23 protein-coding genes and 1 pseudogene are annotated in these 26,074 nt (G+C 41.4%); 9 read left to right on the plus strand and 15 right to left on the minus strand.

Going from position 1 to position 26,074, the window contains the following annotated elements; all coding sequences use genetic code 11:
• Positions 1–139 precede the first annotated feature (139 nt).
• Positions 140–2,164 (minus strand): NADPH-dependent 2,4-dienoyl-CoA reductase, encoded by a 2,025-nt coding sequence (locus NI468_RS13340; protein ID WP_253102271.1) that lies wholly within the window; start codon positions 2,162–2,164, stop codon positions 140–142.
• A 167-nt stretch (positions 2,165–2,331) separates the two neighbouring features.
• Between NI468_RS13340 and NI468_RS13345 the strand changes: the two genes are divergently transcribed.
• The 4 genes from NI468_RS13345 to NI468_RS13360 all read left to right on the plus strand — a co-directional run bounded on the left by NI468_RS13345 (position 2,332) and on the right by NI468_RS13360 (position 5,537).
• Positions 2,332–2,874 (plus strand): PadR family transcriptional regulator, encoded by a 543-nt coding sequence (locus NI468_RS13345; protein WP_253102272.1) that lies wholly within the window; start codon positions 2,332–2,334, stop codon positions 2,872–2,874.
• Between the two features lie 20 nt (positions 2,875–2,894).
• Positions 2,895–3,827, plus strand: a complete 933-nt coding sequence (locus tag NI468_RS13350; RefSeq protein WP_253102274.1) for an alpha/beta fold hydrolase — start codon at positions 2,895–2,897, stop codon at positions 3,825–3,827.
• A gap of 19 nt (positions 3,828–3,846) precedes the next feature.
• A complete protein-coding gene (locus NI468_RS13355; RefSeq protein WP_253102276.1) occupies positions 3,847–4,551 on the plus strand; it encodes an SIR2 family NAD-dependent protein deacylase in 705 nt (234 codons plus the stop codon).
• Between the two features lie 86 nt (positions 4,552–4,637).
• A complete protein-coding gene (locus NI468_RS13360; RefSeq protein ID WP_253102278.1) occupies positions 4,638–5,537 on the plus strand; it encodes a LysR substrate-binding domain-containing protein in 900 nt (299 codons plus the stop codon).
• A 249-nt stretch (positions 5,538–5,786) separates the two neighbouring features.
• Here the strand turns inward: NI468_RS13360 and map are convergent, their stop codons facing one another.
• Complete coding sequence (map, locus tag NI468_RS13365; RefSeq protein ID WP_004645281.1) at positions 5,787–6,581, minus strand: type I methionyl aminopeptidase; 795 nt, start codon at positions 6,579–6,581, stop codon at positions 5,787–5,789.
• Between the two features lie 350 nt (positions 6,582–6,931).
• Here map and brnQ point away from each other — a divergent pair, with 350 nt between their 5' ends.
• Both brnQ and NI468_RS13375 read left to right on the plus strand, forming a co-directional pair.
• The gene (brnQ, locus tag NI468_RS13370) at positions 6,932–8,218 is read left to right on the plus strand and encodes a branched-chain amino acid transport system II carrier protein (protein ID WP_253102280.1); all 1,287 of its coding nucleotides are present in this window, start codon (positions 6,932–6,934) and stop codon (positions 8,216–8,218) included.
• 586 nt (positions 8,219–8,804) lie between these two features.
• Complete coding sequence (locus tag NI468_RS13375) at positions 8,805–9,023, plus strand: hypothetical protein (RefSeq protein ID WP_004645284.1); 219 nt, start codon at positions 8,805–8,807, stop codon at positions 9,021–9,023.
• A 113-nt stretch (positions 9,024–9,136) separates the two neighbouring features.
• On the opposite strand, the gene NI468_RS13380 is transcribed toward NI468_RS13375, so the two are convergent.
• Positions 9,137–9,595: a hypothetical protein gene (locus NI468_RS13380; RefSeq protein ID WP_253102282.1), complete on the minus strand. Its 459-nt coding sequence runs from the start codon at positions 9,593–9,595 to the stop codon at positions 9,137–9,139.
• Positions 9,596–9,712: 117 nt separating this feature from the next.
• On the opposite strand from NI468_RS13380, the gene NI468_RS13385 reads away from it, so the two are divergent.
• Positions 9,713–10,576 carry an alpha/beta hydrolase family protein gene (locus NI468_RS13385; RefSeq protein ID WP_253102284.1) on the plus strand — a complete coding sequence of 288 codons (864 nt, stop codon included), beginning with the start codon at positions 9,713–9,715 and terminating at the stop codon, positions 10,574–10,576.
• Between the two features lie 198 nt (positions 10,577–10,774).
• Here NI468_RS13385 and NI468_RS13390 read toward each other — a convergent pair.
• The 6 genes and pseudogenes from NI468_RS13390 to NI468_RS13415 all read right to left on the minus strand — a co-directional run bounded on the left by NI468_RS13390 (position 10,775) and on the right by NI468_RS13415 (position 16,806).
• Positions 10,775–10,995: pseudogene (locus NI468_RS13390) on the minus strand (hypothetical protein).
• An 87-nt stretch (positions 10,996–11,082) separates the two neighbouring features.
• Entirely contained in the window at positions 11,083–12,411 is a 1,329-nt protein-coding gene (locus NI468_RS13395) for a coiled-coil domain-containing protein (RefSeq protein ID WP_253102286.1), read from the minus strand.
• Between the two features lie 72 nt (positions 12,412–12,483).
• Positions 12,484–15,123 carry a bifunctional aconitate hydratase 2/2-methylisocitrate dehydratase gene (locus NI468_RS13400; RefSeq protein ID WP_005252103.1) on the minus strand — a complete coding sequence of 880 codons (2,640 nt, stop codon included), beginning with the start codon at positions 15,121–15,123 and terminating at the stop codon, positions 12,484–12,486.
• Between the two features lie 297 nt (positions 15,124–15,420).
• Positions 15,421–15,690: a hypothetical protein gene (locus NI468_RS13405; protein WP_005106642.1), complete on the minus strand. Its 270-nt coding sequence runs from the start codon at positions 15,688–15,690 to the stop codon at positions 15,421–15,423.
• Positions 15,691–15,898: 208 nt separating this feature from the next.
• Positions 15,899–16,258: a hypothetical protein gene (locus NI468_RS13410; protein WP_005103441.1), complete on the minus strand. Its 360-nt coding sequence runs from the start codon at positions 16,256–16,258 to the stop codon at positions 15,899–15,901.
• Positions 16,259–16,371: 113 nt separating this feature from the next.
• Positions 16,372–16,806, minus strand: a complete 435-nt coding sequence (locus tag NI468_RS13415; RefSeq protein WP_253102288.1) for an I78 family peptidase inhibitor — start codon at positions 16,804–16,806, stop codon at positions 16,372–16,374.
• A 350-nt stretch (positions 16,807–17,156) separates the two neighbouring features.
• On the opposite strand from NI468_RS13415, the gene xseA reads away from it, so the two are divergent.
• Both xseA and xseB read left to right on the plus strand, forming a co-directional pair.
• Positions 17,157–18,428, plus strand: a complete 1,272-nt coding sequence (gene xseA / locus NI468_RS13420; protein WP_253102290.1) for an exodeoxyribonuclease VII large subunit — start codon at positions 17,157–17,159, stop codon at positions 18,426–18,428.
• Positions 18,418–18,612 (plus strand): exodeoxyribonuclease VII small subunit, encoded by a 195-nt coding sequence (gene xseB / locus NI468_RS13425; RefSeq protein WP_005103445.1) that lies wholly within the window; start codon positions 18,418–18,420, stop codon positions 18,610–18,612. Before xseA ends, xseB begins: the two co-directional genes overlap by 11 nt.
• A 228-nt stretch (positions 18,613–18,840) precedes the next feature.
• Here the strand turns inward: xseB and NI468_RS13430 are convergent, their stop codons facing one another.
• The 6 genes from NI468_RS13430 to NI468_RS13455 all read right to left on the minus strand — a co-directional run bounded on the left by NI468_RS13430 (position 18,841) and on the right by NI468_RS13455 (position 26,044).
• Positions 18,841–19,041, minus strand: coding sequence for a hypothetical protein (locus NI468_RS13430; protein ID WP_005103446.1), 201 nt, complete (start codon positions 19,039–19,041; stop codon positions 18,841–18,843).
• Positions 19,042–19,672: 631 nt separating this feature from the next.
• Complete coding sequence (locus tag NI468_RS13435) at positions 19,673–19,960, minus strand: hypothetical protein (RefSeq protein ID WP_004278754.1); 288 nt, start codon at positions 19,958–19,960, stop codon at positions 19,673–19,675.
• A gap of 159 nt (positions 19,961–20,119) precedes the next feature.
• Positions 20,120–20,260 carry a hypothetical protein gene (locus NI468_RS13440; protein ID WP_004645377.1) on the minus strand — a complete coding sequence of 47 codons (141 nt, stop codon included), beginning with the start codon at positions 20,258–20,260 and terminating at the stop codon, positions 20,120–20,122.
• Positions 20,261–20,417: 157 nt separating this feature from the next.
• Positions 20,418–20,687 carry a hypothetical protein gene (locus NI468_RS13445; protein WP_005263238.1) on the minus strand — a complete coding sequence of 90 codons (270 nt, stop codon included), beginning with the start codon at positions 20,685–20,687 and terminating at the stop codon, positions 20,418–20,420.
• Positions 20,688–20,995: 308 nt separating this feature from the next.
• Positions 20,996–21,199, minus strand: a complete 204-nt coding sequence (locus NI468_RS13450; protein WP_253102292.1) for a hypothetical protein — start codon at positions 21,197–21,199, stop codon at positions 20,996–20,998.
• A gap of 324 nt (positions 21,200–21,523) precedes the next feature.
• Entirely contained in the window at positions 21,524–26,044 is a 4,521-nt protein-coding gene (locus tag NI468_RS13455) for a translocation/assembly module TamB domain-containing protein (protein ID WP_253102294.1), read from the minus strand.
• Between the last annotated feature and the right edge of the window lie 30 nt (positions 26,045–26,074).

Raw genomic sequence — 26,074 nt, forward strand, 5'->3', positions numbered from 1 at the left:
TCTCAGGTTCAAATTTAAGATTTTAGCAGCACTCCAAACTCTACAATTTGCGTATAGTGGTAGCTAATCACTATATCAATCAAGATACAAGTAGCACTGCTGCGCAAGGGAGAGGTTAATAAAGCTTGACGTTTTTAAATTAAATCACCGCTGCCAATTCAGCACCCTGACGGATGGCACGTTTGGCATCCAGCTCACCCGCTTCTTTTGCTCCACCAATCAGATGCACATTTTTACCCACCGCTTTTAGCTCATCAAACATGGCGGTATAAGACTCCTGACCGGCACAAATAATCACGTGATCGACTTCCAACACAGCAGGCTTGTCATTCACGACAATATGTAAGCCCTGATCATCAATTTTTTCATAATTGGCGCCCGCAATCATTTTTACATCACGGTGTTTTAAACCGGTACGATGAATCCAGCCTGTGGTTTTACCCAAACTCGCCCCGACTGAAGCAGCTTTACGTTGCAATAAATAAATTTCACGTTGCGGTTTTTCTACATTTGCAGCTTTTAAGCCACCGACATTTTCATACTCAGTATCAATACCCCATTCATCATAGAATTTTTCCGGATTGATACTGCCACTTTCCCCTTCATGGCTCAGGAATTCGGCTGTATCAAAGCCAATACCACCTGCACCAATAATGGCAACTCGCTGACCCACTGGCTTACGTTCTTTCAAAACGTCCAGATAAGACAGTACTTTTGCATGATCAATGCCTGGAAGCTCAAGCTGACGCGGTGTCACGCCTGTTGCCACCACAATGTCATCAAAGTTTGACTGAGCCAGTTCTTCCAGACTCGCCTTATGGTTCAGCTGCAATTTAATACGTGGCTGTAATTCAATCTGGCGTTTGAAATAACGCAAGGTTTCATAAAACTCTTCCTTGCCTGGAATGGTCTTGGCAATATTAAACTGCCCACCAATCTGAGCAGCGGCTTCAAATACCGTCACCTGATGACCGCGATTTGCCGCATATACAGCAAAACTTAAACCTGCAGGACCTGCACCAATCACGGCAATATTTTTTGCCACATTGGTTTCTTTAAAAATGAGCTCTGTTTCATAGCAGGCACGTGGATTGACCAGACAGGTGGCAATTTTCATTGAGAAAATATGATCCAGACAGGCCTGATTACAACCGATACAGGTATTGATCTCATCGCTACGACCCTGCTCCGCTTTCAGAACAAACTCCGAATCAGCCAGCATTGGGCGAGCCATAGAAATCATATCAGCATCACCAGATGCCAATACATACTCAGCCATTTCCGGGGTATTAATACGGTTTGAAGTAATTAAAGGAATCTTCACCTGACCTTTCAGTTTACGCGTCACCCAAGTGAAGGCTGCACGAGGTACTTTGGTAGCAATAGTCGGAATACGCGCTTCATGCCAGCCAATGCCAGTATTGATAATGGTCGCACCGGCTTTTTCAATTTCTTTGGCCAACTGGATGACTTCTTCCAGAGTTGAACCGCCTTCGACCAGATCCAGCATAGATAGGCGATAAATAATGATAAAGTTCTCACCGACCATTTCACGGGTACGGCGTACGATTTCAATCGGGAAACGGATGCGGTTTGCATAGCTTCCACCCCACTCATCATCACGATGGTTGGTACGCGCGGCAATAAACTCGTTAATCAAATAGCCTTCCGAGCCCATGATTTCGACACCGTCATAACCTGCATACTGAGCCAGTCTGGCACAGTTAGCAAAATCATCGATGGTCTGCTGCACTTCAGCCGAGCTTAAAGCATGCGGTTTGACTGGATTAATCGGTGCCTGAATTGAAGACGGCGCAACATTTTCAGCCTGATAAGAATAGCGTCCGGTATGCAAAATCTGCATGGCAATTTTCCCGCCCGCCTCATGTACGGCCTGGGTAATTACCTTATGCTTTTCAGCTTCTTCAAGAGTGTCAAGTTTGGAACCACCATGAAACGTCACCCCATGATCATTTGGTGAAATCCCGCCGGTGACGATTAAAGCGACTCCACCTTTGGCACGCTCTGCATAGAAAGCTGCCATCCGATCATATCCGCCGGGTGCCTCTTCAAGACCAACGTGCATGGAACCCATTAACACGCGGTTTTTAAGCGTGGTAAAACCCAAGTTCAATGGGGCAAGTAAATTCGGATATTTAGACATTTCAACTCCTGAGCGTGCGTTTAGGCTGGCTATTGTTTTAGCAACTGGCAGTTTGATCCCTCAAACTTTCCAGTTTAATGCAACTTGTTGCACTAATTTATATGCCAGAATTGATTTTTATGCAACATGTTGCATAATAATCCTGAGTCACTTTTTTTGAGACGCTTATGTCTTTAGCGCATGTTTTATTGACCAGCCTGATTGAAAAGCCCAGCACCGGAATCGAACTGGCCCGCCGTTTTGACCGATCCATGGGCTTCTTCTGGAATGCCACTCATCAGCAGATTTATCGCGAGCTGAATGCCATGCTGCAAAAAGGATGGATTTCGACGATAGAAGAGGAAGATTCCAATAGCCGCAAAAAGACATATCAGGTGGAACGTCTGGGCCGGGAAGAACTGGCCAACTGGATGCTACAACAAAGCCCACCGGCACAACTGCGCGAAGAACTAATGGTACGTCTGCGTGCCGAAGCCCAACTTGGTGGCAATAACACCTTGGCAGAACTGGAACGCCATCTGGAACTGCATAAAGAAAAACTGAAAACCTATCAGCAGATTTTTGCCAAAGACTTTGCTCAAGCGGACAAAACTGACCGTACCTTATATATTCATAAAATGATTCTGCAACTGGGAATTGATCAGGAACTGGGTTGGATTTCCTGGCTGGAACAGGTTATTCCGCGACTGCAACAATTTGACGCAAAATAATTCTAAATACGGAGACACACATGCCCTTTTATCGCATGCGCGATGGTGAACAGCTGTTTGTACGCGAATACGGTCAGGGACAGTCGGTACTGGTACTCTCAGGACTCGGCATGCTGAGCTGGCAATGGAAAGCTTTTCTCTATCCGCATCAGAAAAATTTCCGTTTCATTATTCCAGAATGGCGCGGCTTTGGGGCTTCCAGTCGCTGTAAAATTCCGCAAGGTCGCGATGCAATTTCCAGTCACTGGCAAGATGTACGTTCAGTTCTGACCCAGCTAGAATTAGATCAAGTCATCGTCATTGCCTATTCCATGGGTGCAACCACCGCAATGCACGGCATGCATTATGACAACTTTGCCAGTCAGATTTCTGCTTATTTGCATATCGATCAAACACCTAAAATTCCGGTTGATGATACCTGGGCTTTTGGCCTTTTTGGTCCACGCCATCAGGAATTTATCGACATCCTGCAGCAGCTCTCTGCCCTACTTGCGCAATACCAGCAAGTTGAATTGATCCGTGATCTTGACGTTTCTGTCCGTAAACAAATTGCCGCCCTATGGCTAAAGTTTATTCAGCTACAAAATGAACAAAAATATAATCTGAAAGCTTTCGCATTCATCCTAAATCAACCTCGTCTGCAAAGTCTGTTATTGCCTTCCAGCCGGGTGGATTATATGGCGTGGTATATCAACAATTATTTATATCATCGTGAAGATTACCGCGAAGCTCTAGCTCAGCTTAGCTGTCCGGTGACCTTCTTTAGCGGTGTACAATCCAAGTTATATCCTTTTGAAGGTCAGCGCCTGATTGTAGAAAGCCTGCCTAATGCCAAACAGATAATCTTCAGCAAGTCTGGCCATACGCCTTTACTGACTGAACCGCTAAAATTTGCCCGAGAACTTGGCATCTTCTTAAAAGAAAATTCACAATCTAGCGCTTCAGCTGCCTAAAGATTCAGGAGATAGAACAATGAAAAAGTTGGTGGTCTTTTCCGGTGCAGGCATGAGCGCCGAAAGTGGTATCAATACTTTTCGCGACAGTGATGGACTTTGGGAACAATACCGGATTGAAGAAGTCGCCACACCCGAAGCCTGGGCTAACAATCCGGAACTGGTGCAACGCTTTTATAATGCCCGCCGTAAAAATATTCTGGAAGCACAGCCGAATGCTGCACATCAATTAATTGCCGATCTTGAAAATGAGTTTGATGTGCATGTAATCACCCAGAATATTGATGACTTGCATGAACGTGCCGGCAGCTCCAAGGTGATCCATTTACATGGCAATATTCGTCTGGCCAAAAGCTCAGGCCCCGATGCACAAAGCACGACCGAGTTTTATCCAATTGAAGGTTCTGAATTAGATTTAAATCAACACTTTTGTAAGGCAGGCTATCCGCTGCGTCCTCATGTGGTCTGGTTTGGTGAAGCCGTGCCCGCGTATGAAGAAGCTCAAGAATGTATACAGGATGCCGATATTTTCGTAGTGATTGGCACCAGCCTACAGGTTTATCCGGTCGCCGGGTTAATTCATGAGATTCCTGCGCACTGTGAGGCCTATTACATCGACCCGAAAGCCGAGCAGCAGCATTTACCTGCACATTTTCACAAGATTACCCAAAGCGCGACCGATGGCATGCAAACATTGCTAAGTTTACTTAAATCCGGGAATTAAAATTTTTTTATATGTGCATTCTCTGATTGACAGTATGCAACAATCAATTTTTAATCAGCTTATCGTTGCAAGAATGGAATTAAACCATGCTGTCTGATCTGGATGACTTTTACTGTTTCGCTCAGGTGGTGGAACATGGCGGCTTTAGTGCAGCCGAACGTGCAACCGATATTCCCAAATCCAAACTTAGCCGCCGGGTGTTTAATCTGGAAGAGCGTCTGGGTGTACGTCTGATTCAGCGCAGTTCGCGTCATTTTGCCGTCACCGATATTGGCATGAATATTTATCGGCATGCCCAAGTGATGCTGAATGCTGCACAGGCAGCGCATGATCTGGTTGACCATCTGAGTACCGAACCACGCGGAACTATTAAAGTCAGTCTGCCAGTGTCTATTGCCCAGAACGAACTGGCAAAAATTCTGCCGGATTTTTTGAAAAAATATCCTGAAATTAAAGTCCAGATGATGATCACCAATCGCCGGGTCGATATTATCAATGAAGGCTTTGATCTGGCCTTACGTGTCCGTTCCAGCCTGGATGATGACCCGAATCTGGTGATCCGCCAGTTTGAAAAAATTGAGCAGCATCTATTTGCCAGTCAAGGTTATTTAAATGAATTTGGTGAACTGAAAAACCCTGAGCAACTGGCTGAACATAAAATTCTGAGTATGGCTGAAGATCATACCGAACAGTTTCTGACCTTACAAAATGAACAGCAGGAACAGAAAAAAATCCGTGTCAGTCCCACAGTTATGGGTTCTGACTTAAATATGCTGGCCCAACTGGCCGCATCAGGCTCAGGCATCACTTTGTTGCCTGATAACGTGGTCGAGCAGTACGTGGCAAGTGGCGAACTGGTTCGGGTGCTTCCTGACTGGAAAGCACCGCATGGTATTTTCCATGTGGTTTATCCTTCACGTCGCGGCTTATTGCCCGCAGTCCGGATCTTTATTGATTATTTGGTCGCTGAATTAAATCAGCACTAAGTGATATGCTTTTGAGAAAAACTGGACAAAAAAATAGCTCATTCTTGGGGAAAAATGAGCTAGAGAAACTTTCACTACAGCATAGTGAGCGAAAAAAAGGGAACCTATGTATCTGACTCTTAGTTTAATCAGATATAAAACCCTAAACCACTGTTTAATGTAGTGTTTTGTATGTTTTCGTCAGCAAGAACGAGTGAGTTGTAATTTATGTAAGTGGATTAGCTTAATAAAGATCATGCAATCAATATTTTAAATCTCTGGATACTCACCTGTGCCTTCAGGCCAAGGAGACAAGACTTCAAATCCGGTTTCGGTGACATAGACCATATGTTCCCATTGGGCAGACCAGGATTTATCCGTGGTGACCACCGTCCAGCCATCTTTTAGCTCTTTGACGCGGGCTTTGCCCATATTCACCATTGGCTCAATAGTAAACACCATGCCCGGAACCAGTTTAATGCCCTGACCCGGCTGGCCGTAATGCAGAATGTTTGGCTGCTCGTGATAGACCTTGCCGATGCCATGACCACAATATTCGCGCACAATAGAATAACCTTCACGCTGTGCAACCGTTTGAATGGCATAACCAATATCACCTAGAGTCGCGCCCGGCTTCACCGCATGAATCCCGGCCACCATGGCTTCATAGGTGGTATTGACCAGTCGCTTGGCTTCTGGAGAAGGAGTTCCAACATAGTACATCCGGCTTGTATCACCAAAATAACCGTCTTTAATAATGGCAACATCAATATTGATAATATCGCCATCCTGCAGAACGACTTTCGATGATGGAATGCCGTGACAAACCACTTCATTCGGTGAAATACAGGTGGTTTTGGTATAGCCATAATAGCCAATATTGGCGGGCGTCACTTTTAAGGTATTTACAATAAAATCATGACAGAGATCATCCAGATATTCAGTCGTGACACCTGGCTTGACATGCTCCCCGATCATCGCTAAAACTTCTGCAGCCAAACGCCCAGATATCCGCAGTTTTTCAACATCTTGCTCAGTTTTAAGACTAATCGCTGGAGCGCGCATATACCTATCCTCACTATGAATCCCTGAATTATAATCCCTTTTTTGCGAAATATGTCGCAGTTGTTGAGTTTCAGTACAGTAATTTTCCTTGAAATAGGACTTTTCACTGCTGCTTATTTGTACAAACAATAACTGACATATTTTGATAGCAAGTGCAGATATTTATTGAGCTTATAAGGAAAAATATATTTTTCAGCGATTTATCAAACATATATTTCTACCAAGATTTGAATGACTGGTTATATGATTCGCAAACTCACTAGAATCAAGGCTTCCAGCCTTAAAATAAACTCCAAAAAATTGGACATATACACTAAAATCGCTTTCTTTTGTTCTATTGATCTCCCTTTATGACAAGTCTGCGTACCCGGGATATTGTCGCCCTAGGTTTTATGACCTTTGCACTGTTTATTGGTGCGGGCAACATTATCTTCCCACCGATTGTGGCTCAACAAGCCGGTGAACACGTATGGCTCGCTGCTTTAGGTTTCCTTATTACAGCAGTCGGCTTACCCGTGATTACCATTATTGCATTGTCTCGCGTTGAAGGCTCCATTCAGGCACTAAGCTCGCCTCTGGGCAAAGCAGCCAGTATTTTGCTGACTGTAATCTGTTACTTAGCTGTTGGCCCTTTATTTGCGACGCCACGTACCGCAACCGTTTCTTATGAAATCGGTTTTTCATCTTACTTTGGCAATGAATCTGGCAGTCTGCTCATTTACAGCATCATCTATTTTGCTGTGGTGACCATCGTGTCCTTATATCCCAATAAGATTCTGGATACCGTCGGCTATTTCCTGTCGCCACTTAAAATTATTTCTTTGATCATTTTGGGTGTAGCAGCCGTGATGATTCCTGCCAGCAATCCGCCTGCAGCGATCGATAATTACGTTACCAGTGCAGTGACTGAAGGCTTCGTAAATGGTTATTTAACCATGGATACTTTGGGCGCTTTAGTTTTCGGTATTGTGATTGTTAAAGCCATTACTTCACGTGGTGTAACCGATAAAAAACTGATTACCAAATATGCAGTGAATGCCGGCATTATTTCTGGTATTGGTTTAACTCTGGTGTATTTAAGTCTGTTTAAACTTGGACTAGGTAGCCATGAGATTGCACCAAATGCAGCCAATGGTGCCATTATCCTGCATGCATATGTACAACATGCTTTTGGCGATATGGGTGCTTACTTCCTGTCTGGCATGATTTTTATTGCCTGTATGGTGACTGCAATTGGTCTGACTTGTGCCTGTGCTGAGTATTTCTCCAACTTGACCAAAATTCCGTACAAGATCTTTGTATTTATTCTGGTGGGCTTCTCACTGGTGATTTCAAATCTGGGTTTAACCAAACTGATCGCTGTTTCGGTTCCAGTCTTAAGTGCGATTTATCCGCCTGCCATTAGCGTCATTATGCTGAGCTTCTGTGCAAACTTCTTCAAGAAACCATCTCATGTGATTGCGCCAGTGACCCTGGTGGCCTTGATCTTTGGTATTTTTGATGGATTAAAAGTCGCTGGTTTTGAATTGCCTGCATTACTGCAAAATTTACCTCTATCAGATCAGAATCTGGCCTGGTTTATCCCGTCCATGATTGTATTGCTGATTACAGCTGTGATTGACCGTATTAGAAACTAAAACTTCTAGGATGTCTGAAAAATCGTATTTTTACCCAAAATCCGGTTTGAGCGTGATCAATAATTGTCAGGTTTTACCCAAACGGACATTTATTGTTTCTTAATAATGACATCAAATCACCGCTGTAAATCTTGATACTAAGATTTTCTATAAAATATGATGTATAGAATTGCACTTTAATTATTTTATTTTTTATATAAATATAAACAAAACTTTAATTTCCTGATTTTAGATACCTATTGTTGCCAACTTAAACCAAGTCCCCGTCCGAGTCATATGCAAGCTTACAAAGTATTGATTAACACTACATATCTTTGGCGTAGAATTTGCATTTTCTATCTGGTCGCATTGATCAAATGATGACTACATCTTATTTCCAAAATTAGTTGGAGGTGAAATCTGAAAATATAATTCTTGCCTAATCAAGTAATTATGTAGTTATACGACTAAAGATGACCATTTTGATGGTAAAAGCCTGCCACAGCAGTTGCAAAGGTCCAAATTAAACAGTACAACTATATATTCAATTCTGACTGATTAAATCTGCTTTAATCTTCAATAACATAAATAAATGGGAGGGATGGAGATGTTATCATTACATTTCAACAAGCAAGTCTTCATTGACGCTCTTAAAGCCAACAACACCAATCTGGTGACATTTATATGCACCACTTTTGCACTCATGCTGACTTTAACCGTCCATTGCTTAATTCAAGGTAATTTAAAACTTGAATACTTCGGCTATGCACTGATTGTCTCAGCTGCGTTTTTCCTATGGGCTGCCATAGACCAGAAATACCGATAAACAAATTTTTAATTAGCCCAGATGGATGATTTGGCCAGTCATCCATCTGGTGAAAAAAGTGTTTTAACTTTCAAGAATTCCAGCATCCTTTCAGAATAACTATAAAAAGAACATTAAAATAATCCGATAAATGCTCCATAGAGCAAGATCCCCGTCCCGCCCAATTCTGCGATAATTAAACCCAGCATGGCTAAAGTCATTAAACTTCCTGGCAAATGAAACTTACCCAGCTGATGCGGTTGTTTAAACTGATTCGTCGTGTCTTGCAGAAAACCATGTAGCATATAAGCGGCAATCGAGAAGCTGAAAAACAGAATATTGATCAGTACGCAAATCAGATTCACCATACTCGGCCACACTGAACAACAGGCCAGCACTGCCAAAATTAAGGTCGCGGGCGCATAAAGCAGGCTGCTACGATGGGCAATATCGACATAATAATGTGCGCGTGACTGAGGTGATTGACGAATCTGCCAATATTTCCAGACACCGGTCAACATCCCGATCCACAAGAATATTCCACTAAAAATAACGGCTATTTTAACGGCCAGCTCAAGTTCCATTAGCTGCATAAGTTTATTCCATCTCTATTATTTTACTGACTTTTAAGTCATGTTTTCCCCAAGCTACCCTGCTAAAAATCTATACAGTAAAAGCTTCATGGGATTATAAAAATCATAGTGTATCGTATGTCTGAATTTGAAACATTGACTCTCCAGTGTCAGGATGGCTATCGCTTAAGTGCACGTTTTTATGCAGCTATTTCTGAAACTAAAAAACTTCCGGTATTAGTTTGTCCGGCAACAGGCATTACTAAACAGTTTTATCATCAGTTTTGTGTCTGGTTACAAGCTCAAGGCTATGCCGTTATGGTCTTTGATTTTCGGGGGATTGGTGATTCACTACACGGTCCTTTGAGAAAGTCAAAAGCCAGTATTGTGCAATGGGGTCAACTGGATATTCCGGCCGCGATTGATGCTTTATTAGCACGTACCAGTACGGAAAAAGTGACCTTACTTGGACATAGCGCCGGTGGTCAGCTTTTAGGTATCGTGCCAAATCATCATAAAGTCGCAAAAGTCGTGGCCGTCTCTGGCTCTACTGGACATGTGAAAGGACTTAAAGGTAAAACTAGACTGCTTGCACCGGTCATGTTTAATGTCATTTTCCCACTTGCCCGAATCACCAAAGGCTATGGCCCGACTCAAGCGATTGGTATGGGTGAAAACCTGCCTAAAGATGTGGCACGAGAATGGGCACTGTTTTGCAGTAAACCGGGCTATGTGATGAATGCGGTCGGTAAACTTATATCACCTAAAGCAGATTTTCATACTCAAATCACCTGCCCGATTACCTCGATTTGGTCATCGGATGATGAAATTGCCACGGAAGCCAACGTGAAAGATTTACTGCGTTTATATCCGAACGCAAAAACTCAGATAATTGAACTTAGACCTAAAAGTTATGCCTATAAAACCATTGGTCATATGCTGATGTTTAAAAAGTCGCATCAGAATTTATGGCCGGTGATTGAACAGCAATTGGCTGTTTAAATCAGATTTAGATGGTTATTTGCAGGCTGCTGTGTTCTAATACACGCAGTTTGAGATGAGCCTCTTACAGTATATGGGCTTGACCTATATACGACTAGCCCCTAACCATGGGGCTTTTTATTGTCTGAATATTTTAAAACGGATATAAAATGGACTGACGATAATGCCAACCCATGTTTTTCTTTATCGAATTAAATATTATTTTGACTCAATGTCATAGACCCAATTTCGTGCCTGTTTGTCTGTGGTCGTTTCACAAACGTAGTAGTCATGATCCCATGAATCAGGATGGAATATTTCCTTTTTGGTATAGGTGACATTTTTGCTTTTTCGACGCAGACAAAGCTGTCACCTTGGTCTTTGACCTGCGTTCCGTTGAGGAAGCCACCAATACAGAGGAATCGGGATTGTTTGGGCATTTACTTAAGTCAACTTCTTATCGCTGATAACTAGCGTGATTAAACAACCTTTCTATAAAACTGTAAAGGAGTTACATATGAATTCTCTCAGTTACTAGACTTCTTTTGATCTCCAATATTTGGCAACTTATCAGCAATCATTTTTAATAAGCTTTCTGAAGAATTGTCATATTTTTTATAAATCGTTGGGTCTAAATCCTCTTTCCCAAAATATACATCGATAAGTTTTTCATGTATTTCTTGTTGTTTTTCAGATGTCATATCTACGATAAATGATTTTAGTGCTGTTAATTTTAAGTAAACACTCTCATTTTTCTTCCAATGAAAATAGTGTTTATTCGCTAATTTATTAGTAAAGGCAATTGTAGAAAATATTAAAAATGAGAACAAAAGTCTTATTGCTAAATAGTACAAGTCTAACTGTGTAAAATCTGTAGAATGTTTCTCTGCAAAATTCGTTAAACTAGAATATGACATAATTATTGCCACACCAATAATTAAAGCACTGATAAAGTTAAATCCATAATACCAATTTCTCTCAATAATGGATTTTTCTTTAAAATTATTAGTTAGCTTTATAGATGTTTCTTCTGATATAAATTCATTAAAGCTTTTACTAGTTTTTTTAACATTATTAATCTCTGCGCGCATAAGTTCATTAGTAGCGTCTATTTCCTTAGTAAACTCACTTAATATTTCATTAGCACTTTGAATAAATTTACTTTCTATTGATCGTATAACTTCAGTAGAATCAGATTCATATTTATTTTTTAAATTTAGTATATTTGCATTTAAATCAGATATTTTTTGGTTTAATTCATTAATATTATTATATATTTTATTAACACTAGCATTTGATGTATGAAAATTATTTTCTAATTCAGAGAAACTATTAGATAGTGTTTCAAACTTCTTATAATAGTGACTAATTTGTCTCTCTAAAGAATCAAAGGGTAAATTCTTATCACTCTTATAATCTACAATTGAATGAAAAAAGTCATATAATCGTGTTTCAATGTTATCTAAACAAGTTAAATGAGATTGAATATTCTCCAAGTTTAGAGCTCTGTGAGAATCCAAAGAAATTATTTTCTTTGGTTCTAATGAATTAATATCATCTAATACCTGATTCAGAAAAATATCAATTTTCTCATACAACCCATAAGGCAAGACTACATCCCGACCATTCAGATTCATGATTTTATATTTATGACGAGCATCTGCGACTTGTGCTTTAAAGAAATTTTCAGAAGTTAAAATTATCCTATCTAAGTAATCAATTATATCCTGGTATTTATTAGTTATATCTACAATATAAGAGTTAAAGCTTTCAAAATCATCATTAATCAAATTTTCACGAATGAATAAAATATGGGAGTAAAGTTTATTTTTTATAATATCTATTTGATCAATCATTGGAAATCCAAAAAATAAGGGCTGATTACTCAGCCCTTATCTTATACCACTTATTGCTTAATTAACAAAGAATTAAGTTAATTGAGCAGCAGCAATTTTCTTAGTATCAACGTCTTTAGCAGCGTCAGTATATTCGCTCATCTTGTCGAAGCTTAAGTATTGATAGATGTCAGCTGACATGCTGTCAATTTGGGCTGCGTACTGTTGATATTCTTCTGGAGAAGGTAATTTACCCAATACAGCAGCAACAGAAGCAAGTTCAGCAGAAGCCAAGTAAACGTTAGCACCTTGACCTAGACGGTTAGGGAAGTTACGAGTAGAAGTTGATACACAAGTTGTGTTCGGAGCTACACGTGCTTGGTTACCCATACATAATGAACAACCTGGCATTTCAGTACGCGCGCCAGCTTTACCATAAATGTTATAGAAACCTTCTTCCATCAACTGATGTTCGTCCATACGCGTAGGTGGAGCAATCCACAAACGAGTTGACAATGCACCACCTGGAACTTTCTCTAACAATTTACCAGTCGCACGGAAGTGACCGATGTTAGTCATACAAGAACCAACGAATACTTCGTCAATTTTCGCGCCTTGAACATCAGAAAGAAGTTTTGCATCATCTGGATCGTTCGGGCAGCAAAGAATAGGTTCTTTGATATCTGCAAGATCGATTTCATACACTTTGGTGTATTCAGCATCAGCATCTGCTTTGATCAGGCTTGGGTTAGCCAACCATTTTTCCATGTTCTCAACACGACGAGCCATAGTACGCGCATCGCCATAACCTTCAGAAATCATCCACTTCAACATAGTGATGTTTGAACGAAGGTATTCAGCAACTTTCTCTTCAGAAAGCGTAATAGAACAACCAGCAGCTGAACGTTCAGCAGAAGCATCAGAAAGTTCGAATGCTTGCTCAACAGTCAGGTCAGTTTCCATTTCTGTTAAGTCAATCTCAAGGATACGACCAGAGAAGATGTTTTTCTTACCTTTCTTCTCTACAGTTAGGTCACCTTCCTTAATTGCGTAGTAAGGAATTGCATGTACAAGGTCACGTAGAGTGATACCAGGCTGCATTTTACCCTTGAACTTCACAAGTACAGATTCAGGCATATCTAGTGGCATAACACCAGTTGCTGCAGCGAACGCTACAAGACCAGAACCCGCCGGGAATGAAATACCGATTGGGAAACGTGTATGCGAGTCACCACCAGTACCAACGGTATCCGGAAGAAGCATACGGTTTAACCAAGAGTGAATAATACCGTCACCTGGGCGTAAAGACACACCTCCACGGTTCATGATGAAATCAGGAAGCGAGTGTTGCATTTGAACGTCAACTGGTTTTGGATACGCAGCTGTATGACAGAAAGATTGCATAACAAGGTCAGCAGAGAAACCTAGGCAAGCCAAGTCTTTCAATTCGTCACGAGTCATTGGACCTGTTGTATCTTGCGAACCAACAGTAGTCATCTTAGGTTCACAGTAAGTACCTGGAAGTACACCTTGACCTTCAGGAAGACCACAAGCGCGACCAACCATCTTCTGAGCTTGAGTGAAACCTTTACCAGTTGCAGCAGGCTGAACCGGAGTACGGAACATTGTAGATACTGGAAGACCTAAAGCTTCACGAGCCTTAGTCGTCAAACCACGACCTACGATCAGGTTAATACGACCACCAGCACGAACTTCGTCAAGAAGTACTGGAGTTTTAAGTTCAGCTTCAGCGATTTGCGCGCCGTCTTTGAACGCAGTTACTTTAGCAGCAGCGTGATCGATCTTAAGAACGATTTCGTCGCCCATGTTCATGTTGGCAACATCGATCTCGATCGGTAATGCACCCGCATCTTCCATGGTGTTGAAGAAAATCGGAGCGATTTTAGAACCTAGGCAGTAACCACCGTCTTTTTTGTTCGGGATGTGCGGGATGTCGTCACCGAAGAACCAAAGTACAGAGTTAGTTGCAGATTTACGAGATGAACCTGTACCAACAACGTCACCCACGTAAGCAACCTGGTTGCCTTTCGCGATCAGTTCTTTAATCTGGTTAAGTGGACCCACTTCACCAGGAACTTCTGGATTGATTCCGTCACGTACGTTTTTCAACATTGCATTTGCGTGCAATGGAATGTCTGGACGGCTCCAAGCGTCTTGTGCAGGTGACAAGTCGTCAGTGTTGGTTTCGCCAGTTACTTTGAAAACAGTCAGTTTGATTTCTTCAGGAACGTCTTTACGGCTAGTGAACCATTCAGCGTCAGCCCAAGACTGCATAACTGCTTGAGCATTTGCGTTACCAGCTTTTGCTTTATCAGCAACGTCATGGAATGCATCAAATACAAGAAGCGTTTTTTTCAATGCTTCAGCTGCAAGTTCAGCAAGCTCAGCATTGTCTAAAAGTTCAACTAAAGGCGCTACGTTGTAACCACCCAGCATAGTACCTAGTAAATAAACAGCACGTTCTTTAGAAACGAGTGGAGAGGTTGCTTCGCCTTTTGCCAATGCAGCTAAGAACGCAGCTTTTACATATGCAGCTTGGTCAACACCTGCTGGTACACGGTTTTCAAGCAAATCTACCAAGTATGCTTCTTCACCAGCTGGCGGGTTTTTTAGTAGTTCAACTAATGCAGCTGTTTGGGCATCGTCAAGTGGCTTCGGTGGGACTCCGAGTGCGGCACGTTCTTCAACGTGTTGGCGGTAAGCTTCTAGCACAGTGTTATTCCTCTTTTTTAAAAAATTACTTATGAATTCCTGCTTATTCCAAGCTTCATAAATAATATGGACTCCGAAATTTTACTAAATTTCCAGTTAAAAGTTAATGCAACTCAAGTGTTTCTTCGTGATGCTCGTTATTTTATAACTAAATGATGCTCTTAATGATTATTCCATAATCAGTTACAGCTTACACCACACGAAACAAGCCCATGAATAGGCCCTTTTAACTGAATTTAATGCATAAAAAAGGCAACCCTGATGTTGCCTGATTTGACGTTAAAAAGATACTCCACCTTAGTGTACAGTGGTCGAGTTTAAATACTGCTGATATGAGTCTCGGCAGCCTTGGAATTTCACCACGCATTCATCTTCACAGGTGGTACTGTGATTATTGCTGGCAAAGGAAATATCAATCTGATAAAGCTTTTTATCTTGTTCTAGCATCTTCTTTAAAACGACTTTGTCACCAACGCTGAGTACATAGCGACTGCCGCCAATAATGACCACACCTTCTTCATCTTCCAGCAGTAGATCAGAATGATGCAAATATCTTACTACTTCCATATTGTGCTACTCCTTGGTTAGTTGGAGTTAAATTCATTATTCAATATAAAGATAAGTATTTCTATATTTTAGATTTAGAAATTGTCACAAAGTGTACATTTTGCTTAGGCTATTTCTATTTTTCAGTCTTTTGAAGATGTGTATATTTAAATACGTTTAATGGGAAATATGAGTTGAATGATTTTATGCAGATTTTAAAAACCGTTCCTTAGAACGGTTTGTAATCTGGTAATTCATCATGCGGTGTCGCAATACACTTTGCAGTAAATTCAGCGCGGACTTTTTCACGGGCTGCTTTTACATCTACCTTAATCTCTTCGGCTGGAATCGCATAGACTTCATCAATAATATTCAGGATAAAACCTTTGGTGGTTTCATCATCGATCTTGTTGGCATGCTCGATTGCTTTTTCTTTCTCAATCGCATTCTGACGATCCAGCATAATGGTACGCGCCGCATTTCCGACACTTCGACAATAACCTTGCCACTGCTCTTCAGGGGTTAACGGTTTCTTCTCGGCACAACCGGCCAGCGCCAGCATAAACGATAAAGCCAATAACTTTTTCATGAATTTCTCCTTCCGAGGGGCAATATAAAAGATCGGGGAAGATTTGTCATTTCAAAATGCCAGTTGTATGGAATTAAAAAAAGCCCACTCATGGGCTTTTTCATTTTATGTGATTAACCGCATGAAGCTTGAATAATCTTTTTGCTTGCAGGATCTACAGTTACAGTCACTCGTTCTTCACGATAATCCATCGTCACCGCTTGACCCGGTTCGACCATACGTACAATTTGTGCCTTGGTTTTCTGCTTGATTTGCGCTTCAGTCAAATTGGACTGACCGACCAATTCCACTGCCTGATCAGCAATACATTTAGGTTGATTCATGTGCAGTAATTCCCACTCCTCGACCACCTGACCATTCTTTAAATGGCAATATCCGACCTGACCATTGCTTTCAGTACGAATTTCAAGCTTGCCACCCTGATTGACACAATAAGCGCTTGCAGGATTCGCTGAACCCATTTTAGGAGCTTCCGTCTTAGATTGCGGCGTGGTAGTACATGCGCTTAGAGCGAGAGCCAGTAAACCGAACAGCATTGTTTTTTTCATGAGAGCCTATTCTTCTTCAATAATTCTTCACCAATTTAGCATATTTCCTGGTCCTTGCCAGACACAAGTCTGTGTACATTTTTAACCGTGCTTTTTCATTAAAGAATGGAAATAACACCTTTATGAATTAAGGACTTCAACGCTATAAACTCTCTCAATGAACAAGATAAACAGAAGAGAAGAACCTCTCCATAATAAGGAAATGTCGGACGAATCGCCTAAACCAAGTGATTATGCATTTTAATAGCATTACATTGTCATTACATCATTCAAATATGACTTCGCTTTTAGATTTGTGATCTGTGCTGGATTGATTTAATATTTGATTGAATTTTAAACTTTCTATTGGCATGACAGACGATCCTCAACTCTCCCTCAAGGAATATCTTGCTACGGTTCAGGAAGTGGTCAAACTCACTTTCGATACACCAGTATGGGTCAAAGCCGAAATTCGCAATCTAAGTATTAAAGCCGGCCATTATTATCTGGAGCTGGCAGAAAAAGAAGCCGATAGCGATCAGGTGATTGCCAGTTGCCGAGCAACCATCTGGAAATTTAGTGCCCAGAAAATTGTCACGCAGTTTGAACGTGAAAGCGGGATTGAGCTGAGTCGTGATCTGAAAGTGCTGATTAAAGTCAAAGCTAATTTCGATCCGCAATATGGCTTTTCTTTAAATATTGTCGAGATTGATTCGGGCTATACCTTAGGAGATATTGCCCGGCGTTATCAGCAGATTGTTGAGCGGTTGACGACTGAAGGACTGATTCAGCGCAATAGAAACTTGCCCAGCCCTTTTGACTTGAACCGGATTCTGGTGATTGCTCCCGAAAATGCAGCAGGCCTCGGAGATTTCAAAAAAGATGCCGATGCACTACAGCGTGCGCAGGTGTGTGAGTTTGTCTATTACAATGCGACTTTTCAGGGAAATACCGCCCCGCAAAGTATTATGTACAGTCTGGCACAAGCGCTCAAACAATGGGCTCAGACCTATAACACTGCCCCGGATCTGATTGTGATTATACGAGGGGGTGGCGCAGTCAATGATCTGGCTTATTTGAATGATTATGATCTGGCTGCCCTGCTTTGCAAGCGTTCGGTGCCGGTATGGGTCGGCATCGGGCATGAAAAAGACCGTACCATTCTGGATGAGATTGCGCATCGCTCCTTTGATACTCCGAGTAAAGTCATTGCAGGAATCCGCAATCATATCTTTGAACTAACCCAGGATGTCCTGAATTATCTACAGCGCATTCAGCGTTTATCCCAGCAACAGATTCAAGCTTATCAAAATCAGAATGATCAATTTTTGAAACTGATTCAAAGTCTGGCCAACAACCAGATTATGGATGCGCTGCAACGTCTGCAACAGATCAAGGCCAATACTACCAGTCTGGCCCAGCAGCATACCCAGCTGATTAATCAGCAGCTTGATGCCCTGATGCGGGAAACGCTACTACAAAATCCTAAACATGTTTTATCCAAGGGTTATGCCATCGTGCGCCAGCAAGAACATGTGGTTGCCTCTATTCAACAGATTCAGTCCAGCGATCTGGTTGAAGTCGAATTACATGACGGCATTTTTTCAGCACAACTTATACAGGTACTTCCTCATGAATCATGATACTTTGAGCTTCCAACAAGGCTATGACATCTTGAAAAAGAATGCGGAATTGCTCGAATCTCAGCAAGAACCGGATATTGATAACTTGATGAAAATCGTGGAAGAATCCATGACCGCCTATAAAGCTTGCAAGGCACGGGTTGAAGCGGTTCAAACTGCGTTAAATGATACTTTTAAAGATTAATTGGATGTCATTTCAAATATTAGCTTAGACTATTCTGCTAGATTGAGTTGACATAAAAGCTCTCATTCATGGGGGCTTTTTTATTAAGTGAAAAAAATCATTTCAATGACTATTTAAATTTTCTAGATGGGGATTTTGATCAATCCGCTCAATTCTAAATGGGAAATATTGTATTTTCATTCTCATCCACCAGACGATAAAAAGCCCAATATTGAATTGGGCTTTTTATTACTCTTCAATTTCTATAGGATCACCGTCTTCAGGGCGAATATGACGCGTCCCATCATCCGCAGGATCAACACTAGAACCATCTTTGGTAATAGCATTGTACATTTCATCCTCTTTCTTATCATCGATAAATTCTTCATCTTCGAAATCTTGAGGCTCACTATCGTCGTCAAAGTTCAAAGGCTTTTCTTCATTTATCATGGCGATCCATCACTTATTTAACCAATAAAATATCATGCTCAAATATTTGAAAGATTCATTCAAGAGTCAACGATGATCATTTGTGTAACTGAATAAACACAATAGTCATTGGAACATTACTTTTCTATCGACAAAAAAATGCCTCCTTAGGGAAGGAGGCTGAAATTGGAAAGAAACTACAGCGATAGAATCTATTCATGAATTATATATAAACTTATAATTTATACATTAGCATAATATTACATTAATTTTTCAATTAAAAAGCCCGCTTACTCTTTCAAATAAGCGGGCTAGTGCTGTAGTCATTTTCTTCGTATTATTTGCGTCTTCTTGTTTTCGCAAAATGACTATAGCACTGTGAATTTATCAATAAAGTATAGGGAGTATTAATAAACTGTTTTCTTACATTTGCTTTAAGTTACTTTTCGTTCAATAAGCTGTACATATTAAAAAAGCCCATCTTTCGATGGGCCTTCCCCTTTATCACTTTTGCGCTGATTCAGGCATGTTGTCAAAGTGGGCAACAACTAGAGAATAAGCAAGCTATTGATAAAAATATATAAATAGACCATTAGTATAAAAAAAACTATGCTTGTTAAATTGATTGACGATTTTAACCTTCAACGACACCTTATAGCTGACTTAATTTGCTAGACATATAAGTTAAAAATAACGTCTTATCCTGAAAATCAGGCATTTCAAACACCCAAAAAATGTAATTTTTAGATCTCAATTTAAGTTTTACATTCACGGCCTTTACTTGAATTATTACATCCTCATGCTGCATTTCTGCGAATAATTCTAAAATCAGCGCAAAGAATCTCAGTTTGTTGACTGTGTTGTATTTTGTTGGTTTATATATTCTCAAGGCTTCAGAATATATAAGCTCGCACCATTCATTTCCATCTTCATCATCCATTAGCTCTCATTTAATTATTTAAAATAGATCACGAGGTAGGTTTATAACATGGTGGCTATAATTAAACTGCTTTTAATCTGAATATTAAAATTATAAATTTTTAGAAAATAAAAAAGCCCATCTTCCGATGAGCCTTTTTGGAAAATATATCGTGAAGAACTAAGCTGCAAATTCTTGCAGTACAAATCGTTTTACACTTTCATCAAAGTCAGGTTTTGAAAGAGCAAGCTTGCCATTTTTCATAGTTTTATAACAATAACTCGCTGCTACTCCCATACCAACCAAAGTCAACAACTTCATTGCTCACCTCTTTACTGGGAAGATTTGAATACAAAGTTATCATTCAAATTTGTAGTTTTCCAACTCAGTTTCGATTGTTTTCTGTACTACATGTTAATGAATGTATGAATAATAAATGAAAACCTGCCGCATGCTGCGTTTGCTTAAAGTCCTTCAACTAGTGGTTAATTTGCGTATCTATCCAGTTAAGGAAATTTTCCTTATTACTGAATTCTGGCATAGACCCTAAATTTATAGTCTCTTTAGCCCCAAATTTTCCAGCGACAGTATTCGGTGCTTGAACTCTGAAATCCAGAGGATCACTTTCATGTAGAGTTCTAAAATATTCTACCGCTTTATCAAATTCACTTTTATCCTTAAAACCTGGTCGTTCCTTTAAAAAGTCATAAACTTGTTCTAGAGCTGGTAGATAATTATTTTTAGGCATTCTGTTTTCTCTAAAATAATGAGTTTTATGATAAAGACCTATTTTGAATGAATAATGATAAGAATATTCCCTTATTTCTTAGAGTTTATGTAAATTATGATGATTTGAGAGTTAAATCTAAATTCTGGAGTAAGCTGATAAAAAATGAGCGTAAACATACACTCATTTTTACTACATTTTCTGATGCATGCTTAACTGACCCGCATTGCTTTAAAATAAGGTCTATTTTATTGAACAAAGTGCAAATGTCGGCTGCTCTATCAGTAAAGATCAGATGCACTTTAAATGCGCCACTTTAAGGTTCAAGCCTAATTAACGCTATGAATATCAAGTTCATCATTGGTGGTCAATACAACAGAAGCCAAAATTGGAATGCCCAAAATGAAAGGTACAGCGAAAATCCATAGAACTATGGTTACATCCGGTTTAAAGAAAAATTGAATGGCGAATGCAGTCAAAATAAGTACAGAAAATAGAATCGCAGCAAAACGGATGATAAATTTAGTCGACATGCGAAGATGCTCTTATGCGTGAAATCGTATTTTCAATATACACCTATTTTTATTATGGGTTTATTGATTTTCAGTCTGTTATTGCATATTTTAATTGATTTTCTATATGTGATAGCTGAATTATACGATGATCAGTTTTCTTCATCCTGAAGTCTCATCCTAAATTCTTTCTCTACTCGTAACTCTATTGTCATATATGTATAGGGATTGAATTTAGAGATCAATGCTTCTGCGGACTAATATATCAATCTACTTTATAGCCAATAAAATCTGTGTGCTGTCTCAAATTAAAAAAGCCCTAAAATTAGGGCTTTTTTATTCGGATTAGAATCGCCAGTTATAGAACAAGTCAATCGCACGCTCTAAAGACTGACTCGCTTCCAGATACAGTCGCTGATTTACCTGATAACGTAAAGTCAGCTTATTCACTGGTGTGAATACCCCGACCCCATAGCGAAGATATAAATCAGGCGTAATATAACCAGTCACAGAAACCTGGGTATCATCTCCTGTACCTTGAGCATCCAGAGCTAGACCAGTTAAGCCAAAACTGCGCCCGATCTGGTTGGTCAGTGCGCGGGTGCTACCCAAGCCCAGACTAATCCCCGCAGCAGCGATCGTATTATTCACATCGGATCTAAATCCTTCAGCCTGGCTTAAACCAGATACACCCTCATTAACACGACCGGTAATCAAGGCATTCAAGGCTTCCTGTTCTGACAAGCCCGCATCATTATAAATCTGAATACTTGGACTCGATGCCGTCCCTGTTACCCGTACCCCGACCGTACTACCCTGAACCGATTTATTAGCATCAATGTCCAGTGTCGGATTGGTAAGTTCACCATTAAAACGGGCGATAGCACGATTCAGGTCCAGACTTTGGCCATAGGCTTCGATTTTCACTCGTTGTGATACCCCAATTGCACCATTGGCACGCATTGCGGTTTCCAGACCACGCTGTGACAGATTGACTCGACCCAAGAGTGGAATACGACTGTCAAAGCCCTGGAAGATGACCTGATTCCCTAAAGAAACAGCGACATCTGCCCGGATATCCCAAGGACGTGCCGACTTCAAGATCGCCAGCTGATCATCACCTTCATGTACGACACGTACATCTGAAGATAAACCGACTACAGGTTCTGAGGCTTCAGGCATTGAAATCAGCGCACGCGGTACATCGACTGTGCCACTCAGACTCAGTTTTTTATTAAATGGATACATGTCCAAAGTCAAATCAGGTGTCACTACAGCGGTAATTAATGGGGCCTGACGAATCAACAGATTATCACCTTGCAGTTTTAACTGCACTCGCGGATCACCTTTCCAGTCGACCGATCCGGTTAATTTACCCACACCACGACCACTGTTAAATGCGCCATTGATACTGGCAGAATTCTGACGTATGGATGAATACAGTTGTACATTGGTCAGATTCACCGGCAAGGAGATCATGCTAATCGAAGCATCTTTAACCCGAACCTCACCTTCAAGCAAAGGATCTGTTAAAGTTCCGCTAATTTTTCCGGCATAAGATAATATCCCGTCCAGATTACGGATGTCCTGAATAAATGGCTTAAAGACCTTGAGCTGTACCTGGTTAAAGGCTATTTCACCACGCATCGGTTTACTGTCACGATATGGATCAATGATGACATTGGCATAGCCGGTTCCGATATCTGGTGTTTTGACATCCAGACGAAGCTGCAAGCCATCTGCCACACTTTTTGCGACCAACCCGACTTCATCATATTTGAGTGTAGAGCCCAAATAATCTGGATCCTCAGAAGATAAGCCTACCACACCATTACGCGTCACCAGACGTGCATCGATTTTAGGTTTAGCGCCTTGCGCCCAGGCAGCCTTGGCATAACCATTGACTTTACCCGTCAACGCCAATCCATCAGGCAGGAATGCACTGAAATCTTCCAGATCAAGGTTTTGGGTAATAAAAGAGGCACTGCCACGGGTTTTATTAACCCGAATCGGCTGATCAAAACATAGCTGGCTTTGCTGACTCATCCAGCAATGAGCACCGATGAACAGATCCGATTGAGCACTGTTATAAATCACTGCTGCATTTTGACGCTGTACCAGACGGGCGCGTAAAGAGTCGAAATCACCTTTTTGAATCTGACCCAGCCAGTTATTTTGAGCATTAAAGCCACCAGCGAGCTGCACAAAGAATTTTGACAGGCGGTTTTCTGCCTGCACTTTGAGAATGTGCGCAGCACGGGTACCGGCCAATGATATCTCACCGCGTACAATCTCGCGTGAACCACTACGCAGGCGATCCATAGTTGCGGTCAATAAAGTTGGTGTGCTTTGCGATGTTGGCAACTGTCCGCGAACACGAACTTTCTGCACGCTAAACAGGTTTTTAAAAGCAAAATTATCGATAGATAGATTAGCTGAAGCCTGCAATCGTGGCTGCGCCTGCATATTGATATAGCCCTGCGCACGACCTCTTAAGCCCGGATACAATTCAAACAGGGCCGGCGCATTCACTTTTAGTTGGAGGTTTTGTGCATTACCGGTCGCCTGAATCTGGTTGCTGGCATAAGACAGGAACAAGTTATTGGCTTCAAACTGCTGTGGTACAAAACCACGCTGGTTTGAATTAATGATGACCGATAAATTACCCTTGCCACGTACCGGTTTGTTATTCAGCATACCGGCCAGATTCAAGCGTTGAATCTGAATGCGTTTTAAGGCATCTGACCACACCCCTTGAGTTTGCACATTGCCTGACAATTCACCTTTCAGTTTGGCATTAAAATATTGCGGCTTAAAGCGGATTAAGGATGCGTTGATATCCCAGCCAATGCCATTCGCCAGATTGACCAGACCGTTGGCATTAATCTTGCCAGCCACACCATCATGACGAAATTCATTTATCTTCAACATTTCTGGTGTGCCTGAAACGCGCAGTTTCAGCATACCCTGACTGGCTTTAAGCTGGCTGGCATTTAAAGCACCATCATAATTGACCGCATAACCTTTAAAACCACCACCCGCTTTTTCATTATGGAATAACAAGGCAATGGTGCTGTTTCCGGTCAAACGTACGGTTTCATTTTGCTCCGCTAGTCGTCCGGTCAGGTCGACACTATTCAGTTTAATAATCTGCTGATTCGGTTGCGCATAACCATTGGCTTTAACCTGGCCATTCAAACGATCTACCGGTGAAGCTGCGGCAATAGTTTGGGTATTCAAATTTTTGGCATTTAATACCGCGGTCCATTTTAACTGACGTTTTTCCTGTGGCAGTTCAATCCGTGCATTGCCGCTTAAGCTGCCTGCTGCATTGGCGCTGTAATTAAAGCTTGGGACATTCAGGATATTTTTGTTCAGATTGAGCTTGGCTTGGTACATACCTGCAGGCAGAAGTCCTTCTTCATGCTGCTCGACTTTAGTGGCCACATGAATATTCTGCTGACCTTCAACCAATGCCAATTTAACATCGCCAGACTCACTGCTGAGCCAGCCCACATAAGGTACGGCGCGATCAATATTTTTCCAGGCAACATCCAGCAGCATCGGCTGCGCTTTATTGTCTTTGACCGGGTTTTGATCCAACTTCAGCTTCCAGCTTTCATAACGGTCGAAATCAACCAGTCCAGTAAGGTGCAGGCCATTTTCCAGGTTACCCGCAGAAGCAATATTCGCACCCAGACTTGGCGGCAAGAAATCTTGTACGACTTGCGGAATGCGCTCATGTTTAGGATCAATCCCGTTCAAACGCCCAGCCAGATCCCAGCTGACCCGATCTTTCCAGCCCACTGTCCCGGCAAGGCTAACTGCGCCTTTCATCAACTGACCATTTAGGTCGGTAATATTCAGCTGATTGACCAGATCGGTATACATCACCGCACTATACTGACCTTGTGGAATATTTTCCCCAATCAGGTCAGTCTGGACGTTCAGGTTCAGACGCTTGATATCGCCATTAAACTCGGCAATACCGTCTTTGGTAAACAGTTTCTGTTCGGCCAGAATAGGCCAGTGATAATCCTTGAACTTCAACTCGCCGCGCATCGGTACCTGAGGACGCATCGGATGCACGATAACCCAACCCGTTAATAAATCAGGTGTATTGGTCGCTACGCCAGCCTGAATCGTGTCCAGTGTTCCGCGTGCCCGCACCTGAATATCATGAATATTCAAGCTGTCTCTTAAAGAAGGCAGATTGACGATGCCTGTGGCATCTAGAGGATATTTGCCTTCAAACTGCATTTTACCCGTGGCTTCACGTACCGAGAGATAACCCATATCCATACGGGAGTCTTCAAAATTTAATTCGGTGCCGGACCAGAGTGCATCATTTAATTCGATATTATAAAAATCGACTGCATTGGTCTGGGTTTTAATCACCAGATGATCGAGTAAGAGATGATCAACGCGCAAGATAAAAGGTAAACGGATAGCATTAAACTTGAACGGTTCGCCTGTTGAAGGTTGCTTGTTAATAATTTGCAGATTGAGGACATCGGCTTCAGTCAGATGAATTTCTTTTTTGACAATCGCGCGCCAACCCAGCTTGACATCAGCACGATCAATTTTGACATCGACCGGTTTCAGGCTGACCAGTACATTTTTAAGAATAATCCCGCGCCATAAGTTGCCGCCTTCATATTCATATTGAATAATTTGCTGGCGTTCCAGCACCTGATCCAGCAGGAATTTACTGCCCTGATTGGTCGAAAATAGTAAAGCCAGCACAGACAGCAGAAAAATCAGCGAAAAAAGCACCGACAATAGGATGCTTCTGAATATACGGCGCTTTTTCGGCACAACGCTATCTTGTGGTTCTTGTTCTGGCTGTGGTTGGTTCTCGACCATGATCTACCCAAATAACTATTTTTTAAAATG

Source organism: Acinetobacter lwoffii (assembly GCF_024129355.1).
In the GTDB taxonomy this organism is placed as follows: Bacteria; Pseudomonadota; Gammaproteobacteria; order Pseudomonadales; family Moraxellaceae; genus Acinetobacter; species Acinetobacter lwoffii_I.

Bases quoted from the DNA above. Each gene is read 5' to 3' on its own strand.
- NI468_RS13395 (WP_253102286.1), bottom strand. From the start codon at position 12,411: ATGATTGATCAAATAGATATTATAAAAAATAAACTTTACTCCCATATT.
- NI468_RS13345 (WP_253102272.1), top strand. From the start codon at position 2,332: ATGTCTTTAGCGCATGTTTTATTGACCAGCCTGATTGAAAAGCCCAGC.
- NI468_RS13385 (WP_253102284.1), top strand. From the start codon at position 9,713: ATGTCTGAATTTGAAACATTGACTCTCCAGTGTCAGGATGGCTATCGC.
- brnQ (WP_253102280.1), top strand. From the start codon at position 6,932: ATGACAAGTCTGCGTACCCGGGATATTGTCGCCCTAGGTTTTATGACC.
- NI468_RS13415 (WP_253102288.1), bottom strand. From the start codon at position 16,806: ATGAAAAAAACAATGCTGTTCGGTTTACTGGCTCTCGCTCTAAGCGCA.
- xseB (WP_005103445.1), top strand. From the start codon at position 18,418: ATGAATCATGATACTTTGAGCTTCCAACAAGGCTATGACATCTTGAAA.
- NI468_RS13455 (WP_253102294.1), bottom strand. From the start codon at position 26,044: ATGGTCGAGAACCAACCACAGCCAGAACAAGAACCACAAGATAGCGTT.
- map (WP_004645281.1), bottom strand. From the start codon at position 6,581: ATGCGCGCTCCAGCGATTAGTCTTAAAACTGAGCAAGATGTTGAAAAA.
- NI468_RS13355 (WP_253102276.1), top strand. From the start codon at position 3,847: ATGAAAAAGTTGGTGGTCTTTTCCGGTGCAGGCATGAGCGCCGAAAGT.
- NI468_RS13380 (WP_253102282.1), bottom strand. From the start codon at position 9,595: ATGCAGCTAATGGAACTTGAGCTGGCCGTTAAAATAGCCGTTATTTTT.
- NI468_RS13360 (WP_253102278.1), top strand. From the start codon at position 4,638: ATGCTGTCTGATCTGGATGACTTTTACTGTTTCGCTCAGGTGGTGGAA.
- NI468_RS13450 (WP_253102292.1), bottom strand. From the start codon at position 21,199: ATGTCGACTAAATTTATCATCCGTTTTGCTGCGATTCTATTTTCTGTA.
- xseA (WP_253102290.1), top strand. From the start codon at position 17,157: ATGACAGACGATCCTCAACTCTCCCTCAAGGAATATCTTGCTACGGTT.
- NI468_RS13435 (WP_004278754.1), bottom strand. From the start codon at position 19,960: ATGGATGATGAAGATGGAAATGAATGGTGCGAGCTTATATATTCTGAA.
- NI468_RS13375 (WP_004645284.1), top strand. From the start codon at position 8,805: ATGTTATCATTACATTTCAACAAGCAAGTCTTCATTGACGCTCTTAAA.
- NI468_RS13350 (WP_253102274.1), top strand. From the start codon at position 2,895: ATGCCCTTTTATCGCATGCGCGATGGTGAACAGCTGTTTGTACGCGAA.
- NI468_RS13440 (WP_004645377.1), bottom strand. From the start codon at position 20,260: ATGAAGTTGTTGACTTTGGTTGGTATGGGAGTAGCAGCGAGTTATTGT.
- NI468_RS13445 (WP_005263238.1), bottom strand. From the start codon at position 20,687: ATGCCTAAAAATAATTATCTACCAGCTCTAGAACAAGTTTATGACTTT.
- NI468_RS13410 (WP_005103441.1), bottom strand. From the start codon at position 16,258: ATGAAAAAGTTATTGGCTTTATCGTTTATGCTGGCGCTGGCCGGTTGT.
- NI468_RS13340 (WP_253102271.1), bottom strand. From the start codon at position 2,164: ATGTCTAAATATCCGAATTTACTTGCCCCATTGAACTTGGGTTTTACC.
- NI468_RS13405 (WP_005106642.1), bottom strand. From the start codon at position 15,690: ATGGAAGTAGTAAGATATTTGCATCATTCTGATCTACTGCTGGAAGAT.
- NI468_RS13430 (WP_005103446.1), bottom strand. From the start codon at position 19,041: ATGATAAATGAAGAAAAGCCTTTGAACTTTGACGACGATAGTGAGCCT.